16 protein-coding genes and 1 other RNA gene are annotated in these 15,407 nt (G+C 31.5%); 6 read left to right on the top strand and 11 right to left on the bottom strand.

What is annotated here, in order from left to right; all coding sequences use genetic code 11:
• The gene (locus ABNT22_RS10700; RefSeq protein WP_348716805.1) at positions 1–1,422 is read left to right on the top strand and encodes a CCA tRNA nucleotidyltransferase; all 1,422 of its coding nucleotides are present in this window, start codon (positions 1–3) and stop codon (positions 1,420–1,422) included.
• A 43-nt stretch (positions 1,423–1,465) separates the two neighbouring features.
• Here the strand turns inward: ABNT22_RS10700 and ABNT22_RS10695 are convergent, their stop codons facing one another.
• From ABNT22_RS10695 to ABNT22_RS10680, 4 genes are all read right to left on the bottom strand, one after another.
• Complete coding sequence (locus tag ABNT22_RS10695; protein WP_348716807.1) at positions 1,466–3,292, bottom strand: ABC transporter ATP-binding protein; 1,827 nt, start codon at positions 3,290–3,292, stop codon at positions 1,466–1,468.
• Entirely contained in the window at positions 3,293–5,002 is a 1,710-nt protein-coding gene (locus ABNT22_RS10690; protein ID WP_348716809.1) for a phospho-sugar mutase, read from the bottom strand.
• A 33-nt stretch (positions 5,003–5,035) separates the two neighbouring features.
• A complete protein-coding gene (locus ABNT22_RS10685; protein ID WP_348716811.1) occupies positions 5,036–5,992 on the bottom strand; it encodes a glycosyltransferase family 2 protein in 957 nt (318 codons plus the stop codon).
• A gap of 82 nt (positions 5,993–6,074) precedes the next feature.
• The gene (locus tag ABNT22_RS10680; protein ID WP_348716813.1) at positions 6,075–6,596 is read right to left on the bottom strand and encodes a DUF4199 domain-containing protein; all 522 of its coding nucleotides are present in this window, start codon (positions 6,594–6,596) and stop codon (positions 6,075–6,077) included.
• 177 nt (positions 6,597–6,773) lie between these two features.
• Between ABNT22_RS10680 and ffs the strand changes: the two genes are divergently transcribed.
• An RNA gene (ffs, locus tag ABNT22_RS10675) (signal recognition particle sRNA small type) lies at positions 6,774–6,872 on the top strand.
• Between the two features lie 22 nt (positions 6,873–6,894).
• On the opposite strand, the gene ABNT22_RS10670 is transcribed toward ffs, so the two are convergent.
• Positions 6,895–7,821: a site-specific tyrosine recombinase gene (locus ABNT22_RS10670; protein WP_348716815.1), complete on the bottom strand. Its 927-nt coding sequence runs from the start codon at positions 7,819–7,821 to the stop codon at positions 6,895–6,897.
• A 97-nt stretch (positions 7,822–7,918) separates the two neighbouring features.
• Here ABNT22_RS10670 and ABNT22_RS10665 point away from each other — a divergent pair, with 97 nt between their 5' ends.
• Entirely contained in the window at positions 7,919–8,422 is a 504-nt protein-coding gene (locus ABNT22_RS10665; protein WP_348716817.1) for a hypothetical protein, read from the top strand.
• 96 nt (positions 8,423–8,518) lie between these two features.
• Positions 8,519–8,935 (top strand): type II 3-dehydroquinate dehydratase, encoded by a 417-nt coding sequence (gene aroQ, locus ABNT22_RS10660; RefSeq protein WP_348716819.1) that lies wholly within the window; start codon positions 8,519–8,521, stop codon positions 8,933–8,935.
• Here the strand turns inward: aroQ and ABNT22_RS10655 are convergent.
• Entirely contained in the window at positions 8,905–10,092 is a 1,188-nt protein-coding gene (locus ABNT22_RS10655) for a DUF4105 domain-containing protein (protein ID WP_348716821.1), read from the bottom strand. The two genes, aroQ and ABNT22_RS10655, sit on opposite strands and share 31 nt — an antisense overlap.
• A gap of 52 nt (positions 10,093–10,144) precedes the next feature.
• Positions 10,145–11,122 carry a YheT family hydrolase gene (locus ABNT22_RS10650; RefSeq protein ID WP_348716823.1) on the bottom strand — a complete coding sequence of 326 codons (978 nt, stop codon included), beginning with the start codon at positions 11,120–11,122 and terminating at the stop codon, positions 10,145–10,147.
• Positions 11,123–11,226: 104 nt separating this feature from the next.
• Between ABNT22_RS10650 and ABNT22_RS10645 the strand changes: the two genes are divergently transcribed.
• Both ABNT22_RS10645 and ABNT22_RS10640 read left to right on the top strand, forming a co-directional pair.
• On the top strand, positions 11,227–11,967 hold the full coding sequence (locus ABNT22_RS10645) for a CDP-alcohol phosphatidyltransferase family protein (protein ID WP_348716824.1): 741 nt from the start codon (positions 11,227–11,229) through the stop codon (positions 11,965–11,967).
• The gene (locus ABNT22_RS10640) at positions 11,967–12,389 is read left to right on the top strand and encodes a GNAT family N-acetyltransferase (RefSeq protein ID WP_348716826.1); all 423 of its coding nucleotides are present in this window, start codon (positions 11,967–11,969) and stop codon (positions 12,387–12,389) included. The genes ABNT22_RS10645 and ABNT22_RS10640 overlap by 1 nt, the downstream gene beginning before the upstream one ends.
• A 51-nt stretch (positions 12,390–12,440) precedes the next feature.
• Here ABNT22_RS10640 and lptB read toward each other — a convergent pair whose 3' ends face one another.
• The 4 genes from lptB to ABNT22_RS10620 all read right to left on the bottom strand — a co-directional run bounded on the left by lptB (position 12,441) and on the right by ABNT22_RS10620 (position 15,362).
• On the bottom strand, positions 12,441–13,175 hold the full coding sequence (gene lptB, locus ABNT22_RS10635; protein ID WP_348716828.1) for an LPS export ABC transporter ATP-binding protein: 735 nt from the start codon (positions 13,173–13,175) through the stop codon (positions 12,441–12,443).
• A gap of 67 nt (positions 13,176–13,242) precedes the next feature.
• Entirely contained in the window at positions 13,243–13,590 is a 348-nt protein-coding gene (locus ABNT22_RS10630; protein ID WP_348716829.1) for a carboxymuconolactone decarboxylase family protein, read from the bottom strand.
• Complete coding sequence (tatC, locus tag ABNT22_RS10625; RefSeq protein WP_348716831.1) at positions 13,565–14,386, bottom strand: twin-arginine translocase subunit TatC; 822 nt, start codon at positions 14,384–14,386, stop codon at positions 13,565–13,567. Before tatC ends, ABNT22_RS10630 begins: the two co-directional genes overlap by 26 nt.
• Before the next feature lies 1 nt (position 14,387).
• On the bottom strand, positions 14,388–15,362 hold the full coding sequence (locus ABNT22_RS10620) for a KpsF/GutQ family sugar-phosphate isomerase (protein ID WP_348716832.1): 975 nt from the start codon (positions 15,360–15,362) through the stop codon (positions 14,388–14,390).
• Between the last annotated feature and the right edge of the window lie 45 nt (positions 15,363–15,407).

The following is a 15,407-nucleotide window of genomic DNA, read 5'->3' as shown; positions in this document are numbered from 1 at the left end:
ATGCAGCAATACTTTAAAAAAGCTATTTCTAACGAAATATTTGAATATATAACAAAAGCATCTAAAGAATTAGGGCTTGAGTCTTATGTAATAGGAGGTTTTGTAAGGGACTTTATTTTACAAAGAGGAAATGCAAAAGATATAGATGTAGTAACCATTGGTAGTGGTATTAAATTGGCACAAAAAGTTGCTGAGTTATTGCCAAATACCCCGAAAGTTCAGGTTTTTAAGACTTATGGAACAGCAATGTTGCGTTTTAAAGAAATTGAAATTGAATTTGTAGGAGCTCGCAAAGAATCTTATTCTGAGGAGAGTAGGAATCCAGAGGTTTCAGAAGGAACTTTAGAGGATGATCAAAATCGAAGAGATTTTACCATCAATGCCTTGGCGTTAAGCTTAAATGAAGGGGATTTGGGCGCATTACTCGATCCTTTTGGAGGAATTTCCGATTTAGAAAATAAAACGATAAGAACTCCACTTAATCCAGATATAACGTATTCTGATGATCCATTAAGAATGTTACGAGCTATAAGGTTTGCCACTCAATTGAATTTTGAGATTGAAAGTGAATCTTTAGAAGCAATTACTAGAAATGCACATCGAATAGATATTATTACCAAAGAAAGAATTGTTGTTGAGTTAAATAAAATTTTATCGGCTCCAATTCCGTCTATAGGTTTTTTACTTTTAGAAAAGACTGGATTATTAAAACGAATTCTACCAGAACTTACCGATTTAAAAGGAGTGGAGGATGTTGATGGACAAAAGCATAAAGATAATTTTTACCATACTTTAGAGGTTGTAGATAATATTTCTGAAAATACAGAAGATGTTTGGTTACGTTGGGCTGCTTTATTACACGATATAGGAAAGGCTCCAACGAAAAAGTATCACCCCAAAATAGGGTGGACTTTTCATTCTCATGAGTTTGTAGGATCCAAAATGACCTATAAGCTGTTTAAAAGGTTGCGTATGCCATTGAATAACAAAATGAAGTTTGTTCAAAAGATGGTATTGTTAAGTTCAAGACCTATTGTGCTAGCTTCTGAAGTAACCGATTCTGCAGTAAGAAGGTTAATCTTTGATGCTGGAGATGATGTAGAAAGTTTAATGACTTTATGTGAAGCAGATATAACAACGAAGAATCCAAAGAAGTTTAAACGTTATCATAAAAACTTTGAGATTGTTCGAAGAAAAATCAAAGAGGTTGAGGAGCGAGATCGAGTACGTAATTTTCAACCTCCAATTACGGGTGAGGAAATAATGAAGACTTTTAACCTAACACCTTGTAGAGAGATAGGTCAAATAAAGGAAGCGATTAAAGAAGCAATTTTGGATGGTAAAATTCCTAATGAATATGAAGCTTCGTATCAATTTATGATCGAAAAAGGAAAGAAACTTGGATTAAAAATAGAAGCATAAAAAAAGAGAAGTTGTAAACTTCTCTTTTTTTATTAATTATATTCTATAAAGACTGCATTTCAACCAGTTTTTTATAAGTTCCACTTTTGGCTAGTAGTTCACTATGCGTTCCCTGTTCTACTATTTTTCCTTTTTGCATTACTACAATAAGATCCGCTTTTTGTATAGTAGAAAGTCTATGGGCAATAACAATAGAGGTTCTATTTTGCATCATATTTTCTAAAGCTTCTTGAACTAATTTCTCAGATTCTGTATCTAAAGCTGAAGTAGCTTCATCCAAAATCATAATAGGTGGATTCTTTAAAACAGCACGAGCGATACTCAAACGTTGTTTTTGTCCACCTGATAACTTACCTCCTCCATCACCAATATTTGTATCATATTGGTTCGGTAAGTTTTCAATAAACTCATGCGCATTGGCAACTTTTGCTGCGGCGATAATGTCTTGATCGGTTTTATTTTCTAAACCTAGAGTAATATTATTTTTCACACTATCATTAAACAAAATAGAATCTTGGGTAACTAGACCTTCTAATTTTCTTAAAGATTGTTTTGTAATGTTTTTGATATCAACCCCATCAATTTTTATGCTTCCTTTATTAACGTCATAAAAACGAGTTAATAAATTGGCTAGTGTTGATTTACCACTTCCTGATTGCCCAACCAAAGCAATCATTTTTCCTTTAGGAATGGTTAATGAAAAATCTTCTAAAACGTAATCATCGGCATATTTAAATGAAATATTATCAATCTGTATCTCCGAGTTGAAATCTTGTTTTTCTATGGCATTTTCAATATCTTCTAAAGGGTTTTCAGTTTCTAAAACTTCTAATACTCTTTCGGCAGCAGCATTTCCTTTTTTAATATTATAATTTGCCTTTGATATAGCTTTTGCTGGAGTTAAAATATTGTATGCTAATCCTAAGAATACTATAAAAGTATTACCAGTAATGCTTTTCTCCACTAAAACAAGACTTCCACCATACCAAAGTAAAACTCCAAAAACCATAATACCTAAAAATTCACTTGTTGGACTAGCTAAATTGGTTCTGTTAAGTAAAGAGTTGAGATATTTTTCAAATCTTCCTGTTGAATTCGAAAATTTACCTTGAAATTCGTTTTCTGCATTAAAAGCTTTGATAACTTTTAAGCCACTTAAAGTTTCCTCGAGTAAAGACAAAAAATATCCCTGTTCTTTTTGAACATTGTCAGATTTTCTTTTTAAACTTTTTCCAATTCGAGATATGACAAGTCCAGCTATTGGAATAAATACAAATATAAAAATGGTTAATTTGGGGCTCAAAAACAGCATATAAAATACAGTGAAAATTATAGTAAGAGGTTCTCTAACTAATAATTCTAACATAGACAGGAAAGAATGCTGTATTTCTAAAACATCGGTTCCTATGCGAGCCATCATATCGCCTTTCCTTTTTTCTGAAAAATAGGAAATAGGTAAATCAACTGTTTTTTTATACAAGTCATTTCTAATATCTTTTAGAATCCCGTTTCTAAGAAAGGTAATATTGTATAATGCTAAATAATTAAACAGATTCTTTAACAAGAAAACAACAGATATTAAGATAATTACAGCTAATAAAGCTTTTGAAGGGTCTTCTCCTAACAATTGTTGTACTTGATATGTAAAAAGATCATTTAAAAACTTACCGGTATTATCATAATTTTTAAGGAATGGTTCAACTGTAATTATTTCTTCTTCTTTAGGTTGAAAAATAACTTTTAAAAGTGGCATTAAGACAATAAATGATAGCCCTGAAAAAATAGCATACAAAATATTAAAGAATATATTAAGTATTCCATATTTTTTATAGGGCTTGGCGTATTTTATTATCTTCTTAAAATATTCCATTTATAAATTTAAATCTTTAATAATTCGTTGAATTTTAGCATCTAAATCCTCCTCAGTTTCTTTGGTATTTTCAACCGAATCTAATTGAGTATTAACGCTAAAATAAAACTTAATTTTAGGCTCTGTTCCACTTGGACGAGCAGCTATTTTTGTACCATCTTCTGTATGATAAATCAACACATTAGATTTAGGAATATCAATTACACTCTCTTCATTAGTAATTAAATTTTTCTTTATTGAAGATTGGTAATCGTATAAGAATTCTACTCTAGAACCATCAATTTCTGTTACTGGATTCTGACGTAGATCTATCATCATTTGTTTGATCTGTTCTGCACCATCCATTCCTTTTTTTACCAAAGAAATCAAATGTTCTTTATAAAAAGAATGTCTTGTATAGAGTGCTAATAATTCTTTATAGAAAGAACTATTATTTGCTTTCGCATCGGCAGCAATTTCACAGGCTAATAGGGCAGAGGTTACGGCGTCTTTATCACGAACAAAGTCTCCAACCATATAACCAAAACTCTCTTCACCACCTCCAATAAAATCTAACTCAGGGAAATCTTTAATGTTTTTCGCAATCCATTTGAATCCTGTTAGTCCTACTTTCGTTTCAACACCATAAGAATTGGCAATATCATTTACTAAATTAGAAGAAACAATCGTTGAGCCAACAAATTGCTTACCGTTTAATTTTCCTTGTTTTTTCCAGTCATTTATTAAGAAATCGGTCATCATACTCATGGTTTGATTTCCGTTTAACAACTTCATGTTACCATCAGTATCACGAACAGCAATACCAATTCTATCAGAATCGGGGTCCGTTCCTAACACGATGTCAGCATCTATCTCATTAGCCAAATCAACAGCCATTTGTAAAGCTTCTGGTTCTTCCGGGTTAGGCGATTTTACCGTTGGAAAATCACCGTCAGGAAGCGCTTGTTCTTTAACAATATGTACTTGAGTATAGCCCGCACGTTTTAATACTTCAGGAATAAGTTTAATAGAGGTTCCATGAAGTGATGTAAAAACAACTTTTAACTTATCTCTTCCCTGTATATCAAAAGTTCCATTTTCTAAAGAAGCTTTCCAAAAGGCTTCATCAATTTCGCTTCCAATTTCTTCAATTAAATTTGATTGGGTATTGAAATTAATTTCAGAAAAGTCTAAACTGTTAACTTCATTGATAATTTCTTGGTCTTGTGGAGGTACAATTTGCCCACCATCATTCCAATATACTTTGTAACCATTATATTCAGGAGGGTTGTGCGAAGCTGTCAATACGATACCTATATCACAACCTAAATGGTTTACTGCAAAAGATAACTCAGGTGTTGGACGCATATCTTCAAACAAATACACTTTTATATTATTTGCAGAGAGTACACTAGCAACCACATCAGCCAACCATTTACTGTCATGTCTACAGTCATATCCAATAGCAGCTTTTAATTCTTTTTTAGGAAATTCTTTCTGTAAATAGTTACTTAACCCTTGTGTTGCTTTACCTAGTGTATATTTATTAATACGATTAGTACCAACACCAACCACACCGCGCATTCCACCTGTACCAAATTCAAGGTTTTTATAAAAACTCTCTGTTAATTCTTCTTGGTTAGTATCAATTAATTGTTGAATCTTATCTTGAGTCTCTGAGTCAAAAGAATCAGAAAGCCATTGTTTTGCTTTGTTTAAAATCTCTTTCATGTGTCAAATTAAAAAACGTACAAAGGTACGCGTTTAGAAATTGAGTTCTTCTCTAATTTTATAATGTTTTTGTTGTGGATTACTCTTGATGATTAGTTCTCCTAAGAAACCTGCTAAAAATAAAAGGGTACCTAAAACCATTGAAGTCAATGCAATATAGAACCAAGGGTTACTAGTGACCAAAATTGCTTTAAGACCTTTAGAAAGCATGTAAAGTTTCATAATACCAATGTAAGCTGCAGAAAAGAATCCAAAAATAAACATTAAAGTTCCCCATAATCCGAAGAAATGCATCGGTCTTTTTCCAAACTTAGATAAGAATGAAATCGTAATTAAATCAAGAAAACCGTTTACAAAACGATCCATTCCAAATTTGGTAACACCGTATTTTCGGGCTTGATGTTGTACTACTTTTTCTCCAATATTATGAAAACCTTCGTTTTTGGCTAAAACAGGAATGTAACGATGCATTTCGCCACTTACTTTTACGGTTTTTACAACTTCATTTTTATAAGCTTTTAAACCACAATTGAAATCATGAAGGCTTAATCCAGATGTTTTACGAGCAGCCCAATTGAAAAGTTTAGAAGGAATATTCTTGGTAACTACATTATCATAACGCTTTTTCTTCCATCCAGAGATTAAATCATAATCTTCTTCTGTAATCAATCTGTAAAGTTCAGGGATTTCATCTGGACTATCTTGTAAGTCTGCATCCATGGTCATTACGACAGTTCCTAATGCAAGATTAAAACCAGCGTCTAAGGCTTGAGATTTACCATAATTACGTTGGAAGCGAATTCCTTTAACTTGAGAATGCTCCTTCGTTAATTTTTCAATGATATTCCAAGAAGTATCAGTACTTCCATCATCAATAAATATAACTTCATATAAAAACTGATTGGATTGCATAACTTTTGCAATCCAATCATATAATTCTTGTAAAGATTCTTCTTCGTTAAGAAGTGGTATTACTACCGATATATCCATGTACTATTTGTCTAAGTTGTTCAGATTTTCAAAGTTAAGAGTCTTTTGTTGACTTTACAACTTTTTGAATCTTAAACTCTTCTTAATAGTCGTTTTCTTCTGTTTTTTTCATAATAGCTCCACTAATTGCAGAGAATACAAATCCTAAAAATGCAGCCATAACTAAAGAAACTGGAACTGAAATAAAAGGACTTTGGAACTTTTTAGTCATCTCTGCAGAACTTTCTATTTGCTCATCGTTTAATCCTGCGTCCATCCATGCTTGTTTTTGAACTTCTAACATTTGTTCTTGAAAATCAGGCATAATAACATTGGTAAATACTAAGGTATAGATTGTTGAAATTACTGCACTGATTACTGCTATTCCAACTCCAACTTTAAGAGCTTGACCAAATGTTAAGTATCCACTGTTGTCATTTTTAAATTTTTTAATTCCTAAAACAATAAATACAATCATTGCAATGATTCCTAAGATACCAGATAACCATCCTAAAGAGATTAAATTTCCAGTTGCGTAAAAAGTTAAATGAATTAAAACCCCTGCTAATCCTAGGTACAATCCGTAGTTTAAAATAATGCTTTTGCTGTTTGCTTGATTTTCCATTGTGTAAATTTAGTTAGTGATACAAATATATTCTTTTTAGGTATTGAATACTTTTAAAAGATAAACTTGAAAAAAATATTCATAACAATCGATTAGTATTCAAAAACTTATAAATGTTACAGTTTTTTTATACTTTTTTTGTTTGTTTTTTAATAAAAAATGGTTGTATCTTTGCCCCGGCGAGTTCTACACAACCAGCTCCCTTTGAATCCCCCAGGGCGGGAACGCAGCAAGGGTATTAGGTCGTAGCGGTGTGATGTAGGTAGCTCGCCATTTTTTGTACCTGTAATTCTCGGTTTTAAATTTCGTGTTTTTTCTTTTCTTCTTGTGTGCTTCTTGGGTGAAATTGTTCTACCGTTTTAATGAGGTGAGTTTTATCTAAATGGACATATATTTCTGTAGTTGTAATACTTTCATGTCCTAATAATTGTTGAATAATACGCAAATCGGCACCTCTTGATAGTAAAAATGTAGCAAATGAGTGTCGTAGGGTATGTGGACCTATACTTTTCTTAATATTTGCTTTTGCCGCATGTTCCTTTAGAACAATGAAAATCATTTGACGTGACAATCGCTTTCCTCGTCGATTTAAGAAAACAATATCTTCATCTTCTTTTTTAGGAGTTATTTTTGAGCGAATCTCATTAATATAAAATTCTAAAAGCAATATAGTACTTGAATGTATAGGGACAAAACGGTATTTATTACCTTTTCCTAAGATTCGTATATACCCGTCTTTAAAAAATAAATCAGAAAGTTGAAGATTTATAAGTTCGCTTACACGTAAGCCACAACTATACAACGTTTCTATGATAGCTCTATTTCTTTCTCCTTGCGGATGGCTTAAATCAATCGCTGCTATTATTGTATCAATTTCTTCTCTATTTAATGTATTGGGAAGTTTTCTACCTATATTGGGACTCTCAATTAAATCAGTGGGGTTGTCTTTTCGATAATCCTCAAAAACCAAGTAATCAAAAAAGCTACGTAATCCAGATATAAGACGTGCTTGACTTCTCGAACCAATGTCTTTACTACTTTCATAAATAAACTCTTTAATAATGTCGGAAGATATTTGGATAGGAGATACTATTCTTTCTAGTGTTTCTAAGAATCTAAGGAGCTTCCTAATGTCTCTATGATAGCTGTCAATTGAGTTTTGTGATAGCCCTCTTTCGATTTTCAAATAATTCAGATAATCTGATATTGCTTGTTCCCAGTTCATTAGTAAAAAGTGTATGTTTTTTTTTGAAAAAAAAAATTGTCAGCTATTAAAAATAGATTATTTTTGGGCTCAAATTAAAAATTATATATTAAAAATTATGAAAAAATTATTATTAGTATTCGCTATGGTAGCTGCTGGATTTACTGCAAACGCACAGGAGTCTAACGGTCAAACTGAAAAAGGAAAGTGGTTAATTGAAACTAACACAGGTTTTGGAGCTGGTCATGCAGCTAACACTGGTTTCTATTTAGCTTCTTCTGATGGTAACACTACTTGGGCTGTAGGAGCTGAAGGAGGTTACTTCGTAATGGATGATTTAGCAATTAAAGCTGGTTTAGGTTATAACGATTCTTTTGAAGCGTTTACTTATAAAGTTGGTGCTAAGTACTATATTGAAAGTATGATTCCAGTACAATTGGACTTAACTGGATCTGCTCGTGATGGATCAAACCCAATGTGGTTAGGTATTCAAGGAGGATACGCTATTTTCTTAGGAGAAAATGTAAGTATCGAGCCAGGTTTAAGATATAACTTAGGTATTGGAGATGCAGAAGACGCTAATCTTTTCCAATTCAACGTTGGATTTGCATTACACTTCTAATTCAATCAAAATATTACGAAAAAAGGAAGCAACATTGCTTCCTTTTTTTTATACCTTAAAATTAAAATACTACTTTAGTTATCAGAAATAAAAAGAATGAAAAGATTAATAATAATTAATGGGCCTAATTTAAATTTATTAGGAAAAAGAGAGCCTGAAATTTATGGGGCAGATTCATTTGAAGATTTTTTAAATCGTCTTAAAAAAAAATATAGAAGTATTGAGATATCTTATTTTCAATCAAATATAGAAGGAGAGTTGATAAGTAAGCTACATGAATTTGGGTTTAGTTATGATGGAATTATATTAAATGCAGCGGCATATACACATACTTCTGTTGGTATAGGAGATGCAGTAAAAGGTATTGAAACTCCTGTTGTAGAAGTGCATATTTCAAATATTCATGCTAGAGAAGAGTTTAGGCATGCTAGCTACATTGCTCCAAATGCAAAGGGGGTTATTTTTGGGTTTGGTTTACAAGGTTATGAGTTGGCAATAGAAAGTTTCTTGTAAAGAAACCAGTAACGGATTCCAAGTAATAAAAACAAGGGTATCATTGGATAGGTAAACAATTGAACTCCTAAAATCCATACTACAGGTATTATAGCTAAAAGGCAAAGTAAAACTACCATGTATTTTTGTGTCCATTTAGGAGGTGTTCCTTTTTTAATAATAAAGAAAAGAAATAAGTTAGGAGCAAAAGCCCATAAAAAGTTAAAATTGTTTGGTGCTGTTGAGTGATTTGTAAAAAACCAAAGAAATACGATTAAGCAGCCAGTTAACCCAGTCAAAAAGAAAAGGGTAGCATCAAACCATGTAGTTCTTTTATTGTTTTGTAAATCTTTCCTTGTAATAAGAACGGTTATAATGAATAACAGACTTAATATTAGTAATGGTGAAATACTATCACTTTGAGGTGTTATTTCATCAAAGTCTAATAAGATGTTTTCTTTTAGAACAAGTGGTTTTTCTCCTTCTGAAGTTTTAATAGCCGATTGCGCAATAGAAGTATAAACATAATCAGGTAAATAAAGATATTCACTTGGTGTTGCAGTCTTATCTAATTTACTTCCTAAAGCTATATTAATACCTAGACTAGCCCAAGTATTTGGATGAATTTCAATATTCATTAATTGTCTTAAAGAATTAGGGCTTTCAACGAAACTCTCAGAAAAAAGAAATTTCTTACCTAATATTTCCTTTAAAATATCTCTTGGTTTTGTAGCACAATTATCAAAAAATGGATCATAAAAGTACCCTGCATTCTCAGGAAGAGCATTATTTTCTAAAAAACTAAATAGCGCATTTCGTTCTTCAGTATTCAAATTAAGAATTTGTTCTTTTACCCATCGTTGATGTTTTTGATTGTCTTTTAATGCAATATAAAAAGGATATCGAGCTAATTTGTATTTCATATATCCTTTGGTAAAATTCACGTAAAAATTTGCATCATTAAAATCAAACATTCCGTAATTATAAATGAGATCTAAGCTTAATATCGGATCCTTTACTCGGATAGCCGTATGACCAAATTTTTCATATAGCTGATCCCCAGGGCCAGAGGTAATGATACTTATTTGAGATAAATTGGATAAAGTAAAATTAGATTGCCCTACAACCAATTGAATGGTGAATAGACTTATAAATAAGCTGATATATATTTTAGACATAGTATATTTTAAAATACGCATTTATAAAAAGAATAAGTTCTTTGTTTTAAGATTACAAATCTATGAATAAGTGGTTTTGTATAAAACTTAGTATTTGATTTTCTACCCATTTGTTTTCTTGGTTATTAAAAGATTGAGCAAAACCAACGTGTCCACCATATTTTGGTGTCATTAAATAAAACTCTTTAAGGTTTTTTGCTTCGTTATATGGATAACATTCAGGAGATAAAAAACTGTCGTCTAAAGCGTTTATTAAGAGTGTTTTACGGTTTATTTTGGAGATGTATGGCTTAGAACTCGCTTTTTCCCAATAATCTTCAGAACTCTCAAATCCAAATACAGGTACAGTATACTGTTTTTCTAAATGTCTAAATTTTGTTGCTTTAAAAAGTAATTCTCTATTTAACTCAAACTCTGGAAACTTATCAGCTTTTTCTAACAACTTCAATTTCATTGTTCTCAAGAATTCGGTCATGTATAGTTTGTTCTTAATTTTAGTAAGTTCAGCTTGAGAAGAGGTGAGATCTATAGGTACAGAAACCGCAACAGCTCCTTTAACCTGTTCAGGAATAGTATTAAACTCACCTAAGTATTTTAAAGTTAGGTTACCACCTAGGCTAAAACCTACAACAATTATATTCTCATAGTTGTAATTATTTACTATATAATTAATGATAAACTCAACATCATCCGTTTTTCCACTATGATAAGTTTCTAATAATAAATTATCTTCTCCACTGCACCCTCTTAAATTCATACAAACCACATCAGTACCAGCGTTATTGAGAATATTGGTGGTTGATACCATGTAATTTGATTGTGAACTTCCTTCTAAGCCATGAATTAACAATGCAATACTTTTTGAATTCACAGTAGAAAAGTCTAAATCAATAAAATCATTATCCCAAGTAGTAACTCTTTTTCTAGTATAGTTAATCTCATCTTTCATAAATAGAGCTCTGTAAACAGTGTTGAAATGACCATTTTTGAAAGGCAAACTAGGATTAAAATCACATTGAATAATAGGCATATAGCAAATTCTTATTAAAAAATATTATTGAAGCAACTTAATTAGCTTGAAAATTAATAAAAAAATCGTTCAATATTCCTATTTTCGTGTAAAAATGATATCATATGAACATAGTTAGGCATATTCCAAATTTATTAACCCTAGGAAATTTGTTTTGTGGAACGGCGGCTGTAATTTTTGCTGTGAAAGGTGATTTTTTCGCTACGGCTTTCTTAGTAATTTTGGGAATTGGATTTGATTTTTTAGATGGATTTGCAGCACGTTTATTAAAAGTACAAGGAGAATTAGGAAAACAACTTGATTCTTTGGCAGATATGGTTACTAGTGGGGTTGTACCTGGAATTGTAATGTTGCAAATGTTGGTGAATGCAATTGATAAAGATGCAGTAGGATATTTTGGGGTAGATGCCTATGGGAAATCTGGAAGTAACTTACCGTATTTAGGATTGTTGTTAACATTGGCTGCATGTTATCGATTGGCTAAATTTAACTTAGATGAGCGTCAATCAGATAGTTTTATTGGGGTTCCAACACCTGCAATGAGTTTATTTGTAATCTCATTACCTCTAATTGTTGAGTATACAGACTATCATTTTATTGTAGAGTTAATTCAAAACAAATACTTTTTAATTGGAGTAACGTTGTTTTTCAGTTTTATTATGAATTCTGAAATTCCATTGTTTTCATTAAAGTTTAAAAACTTCGGACTAAAAGATAATCTAATCAAGTATATTTTCTTGGTGCTTTCAATTGTTTTATTGGTGGTTATCAAAGTTGCAGCAATCCCAACGATTATATTACTATACATTGTTATTTCATTGATTCAAAATATGACTAAGAAATAATGAAAATTGAGGTTTGTAAGAGTAGGGATGATGCTCGAAAAATTGTAGACAATTTAAATGCATATAATCAGGAAAAAGTCGCATGGGATTTGGCTACTTTGTATACTCCGATTGAATTGATAGCAAAAAATGATAACGATGAGATTATTGGAGGTATATTAGGAGGGATAGGTTATTATGCTGGTTTTTATGTGAAAATATTTTGGATTGATGAAAAAGAAAGGGGTAAAGGAATAGGAGCTAAGCTTTTATTAGAAGCTGAGAAAATAGCCAAAGAAAAAGGGGCAAGATTGGTAGTTGTAGATACTTTTTCTTTTCAAGCCGATGGATTTTATCAAAAGTATGGTTATGAAGAATATGGTAGAATAACAGATTATCCTAAAAAAGGAGATTATAATGTGTTTTTTAAGAAAAAACTTTAATTAAAGTTCTTTCTTAATACTAAGAAGTAATGAGTTCTTGAAGAAATACTATTAAAACTTCTTTTTCTTAAGCTCAAAGTCTTTTCCTAAATATACTCTTCTTACGGTTTCATCTGCCGCTAATTCTTCTGGGGTTCCTTCTTTTAGAATACCTCCATTGTACATTAAATAGGTTCTATCTGTAATAGCTAGTGTGGCTTGTACATCGTGATCTGTAATTAAAATTCCGATATTCTTATTTTTTAACTGAGCTACAATTCCTTGAATATCTTCTACAGCAATAGGATCTACACCAGCAAAAGGCTCATCTAATAAAATAAATTTAGGGTCAGAAGCTAAACAACGTGCAATTTCGGTTCTACGACGTTCTCCTCCAGATAATAAGTCACCTCGGTTAGTACGAACATGTCCTAAACTAAACTCTTCTATTAATTCTTCCAAACGTTGTTTTCTTTGTTCTTTAGTTCGATCTGTAAATTCTAAAACAGACATAATGTTATCTTCAACAGATAGTTTTCTAAAAACTGAAGCCTCCTGAGCTAAATATCCAATTCCTTTTTGAGCACGCTTGTACATAGCATCAGTAGTAATTTCTTCATCATCTAAGAATATTTGACCATGATTAGGTTTAATCATACCAACAATCATATAAAAAGAAGTTGTTTTTCCAGCTCCATTTGGTCCTAATAAACCAATAATTTCGCCTTGTTCTACTTCTAATGAAATTCCTTTTACTACTTTTCTACTACCGTAAATCTTTTGTATGTCTTGTGCTCTTAATTTCATGTAAGTTTATAAGATATTTATGCTGCTAAATTAGTATAAAACGAGATGTGTTAAACTTAATTATATGTTAACTGTTTTCTTCTAAAGCTTCCCAAAACTCAACAGCTCTTCTTAAATGAGGAATAACAATAGTACCACCCACTAAAGTAGCAATACTCATGGTTTCCATCATTTCTTCTTTGGTAACACCATTCTTAAAAGCAGTTTCTAAATGGTACGCAATACAATCATCACATCTTAAAACAGCAGAGGCAACCAACCCTAACAATTCCTTTGTCTTTACAGGTAAATGTCCTTCTGCATACGCATTGGTGTCTAAATTGAATATACGTTTGATAACCTTGTTATCTGATGATAATATTTTTTCGTTCATTTTAGAACGATAGTCGTTAAACTCTTGGACTTTTTGTGACATTTTTTTGTTGTTTTTTAATAACAATGCTTGATATATGAATGCTGATTTCGTATAAAATCATAATCGGTACAGTAACAATTACCTGACTGGCTACATCTGGAGGTGTAATAATAGCAGATAAAATAAGTACAAGTACCAAAGCATGTTTTCTATATTTCTTTAAAAACTGAGGGGTAACTAAACCAATTTTAGACAAAAAGAATATAATAATTGGTAGTTCAAAAAAGACAGATACCCCAAGTAATGTATTGGTAATTAAACTAACATACGCTTCTAGTTTGAAATTATTAACGATGGCATCTCCAATAGAAAAATTATAAAAGAAATATACCGACATCGGTAAGATAACGTAATAGCTAAAAAGCGCTCCTAAGAAGAACAATAAAGAAGAGATAAAAATAAACCCTCTTGATTTTTTTCGTTCGGATTCGTGTAGTCCAGGGGATATAAATCGCCACATTTCCCATAGCACATAAGGAAAGGCCACTACAAACCCTAAGATTAGAGAAGACCAAATTCCAGTCATTAACTGTTGAGTTGGATTTAGTGCCTGAAGTGTTTGTTTGAACTTGATGTTACAAAAACTACTTTCAATTCCTAAAGAAGAAAAAACTTCACAAAAGAAACGATAGGTTGCAAAATCGGGTTTTAAATGAGCAAGTAAAACTTCATTAAAAACAAATTCAATATTGATAAATACAACAATCGCAATTACAAAAATTGCTGCAAAACTTCTAACTAAATGCCATCTGAGCTCTTCAAGATGGTCTAAAAAAGACATTTCCTTTTCTGCCATCTTAAAATATTCCTTCTTTTATTATATCGTGTAAATGGACAACACCAACGTAGTTTTGTTGTTCATCAGTTACTAAAATTTGCGTGATACTATTGTTTTCTAACATTTCAAGTGCATCAACAGCCATAGCATCAACATGAATAGATTTAGGATTACTACTCATAATATCATTAGCTGTTAATTCATCTATCTTGGTAGATTTGGTCAGCATTCTTCGAATATCACCATCAGTAATAATTCCAGTGATTTTATCATTATCATCTATTACTGCTGTAACTCCTAAACGTTTTTCAGAAATTTCAATAATAACATTAGTTACTGTATCATTACTTTTTACTTTGGGTAACTGATTGTTTTTGATTAAGTCAGAAACACGTAAGTATAAACGTTTTCCTAAAGCTCCACCTGGATGATATTTTGCAAAATCACTGCTTGTAAAACCTCTCAGCTCTAACAAACAAACTGCCAAAGCATCCCCAATTACCAATTGTGTAGTAGTACTTGTTGTAGGTGCTAAATTATTTGGACAAGCTTCTTTATCAACATGAGAGTTTAGAATAAAATCAGCATTTTTTCCTAAGTATGAATCAGGATTCCCAGTAATAGCAATAATTTTATTACTTGAATTTTTAATTAAAGGAACCAATACTTTAATTTCAGGCGTGTTTCCACTTTTAGAAATACAAATAACAACATCATTCTTTTGTACAATCCCTAAATCTCCATGAATAGCATCTGCTGCATGCATAAAAATGGCAGGAGTTCCTGTGGAGTTTAATGTTGCTACGATTTTATTTGCAATATTGGCACTTTTACCAATCCCAGTAATGATAACCCTACCATTAGAAGTAAGGATATAGTTTACTGCATCTGCAAAAGAATCATCTATTAAATTTGCTAGGTTGGCTACAGCTTTACTTTCTAAAAGTATTGTCTCTTTAGCTGTGTTTAAAATAACGCTTCTTGAGTCTTTCAAGGTTATATTTTTTTGAGAAATTTTAAAGTGTAAAAATAGGAATAT

The sequence above is a fragment of the Tenacibaculum sp. 190130A14a genome, assembly GCF_964048965.1.
In the GTDB taxonomy this organism is placed as follows: Bacteria; Bacteroidota; Bacteroidia; order Flavobacteriales; family Flavobacteriaceae; genus Polaribacter; species Polaribacter polynesiense.
Note: the sequence above shows the minus strand (reverse complement) of the source record. Positions and strands in the feature narration are given on the sequence as shown.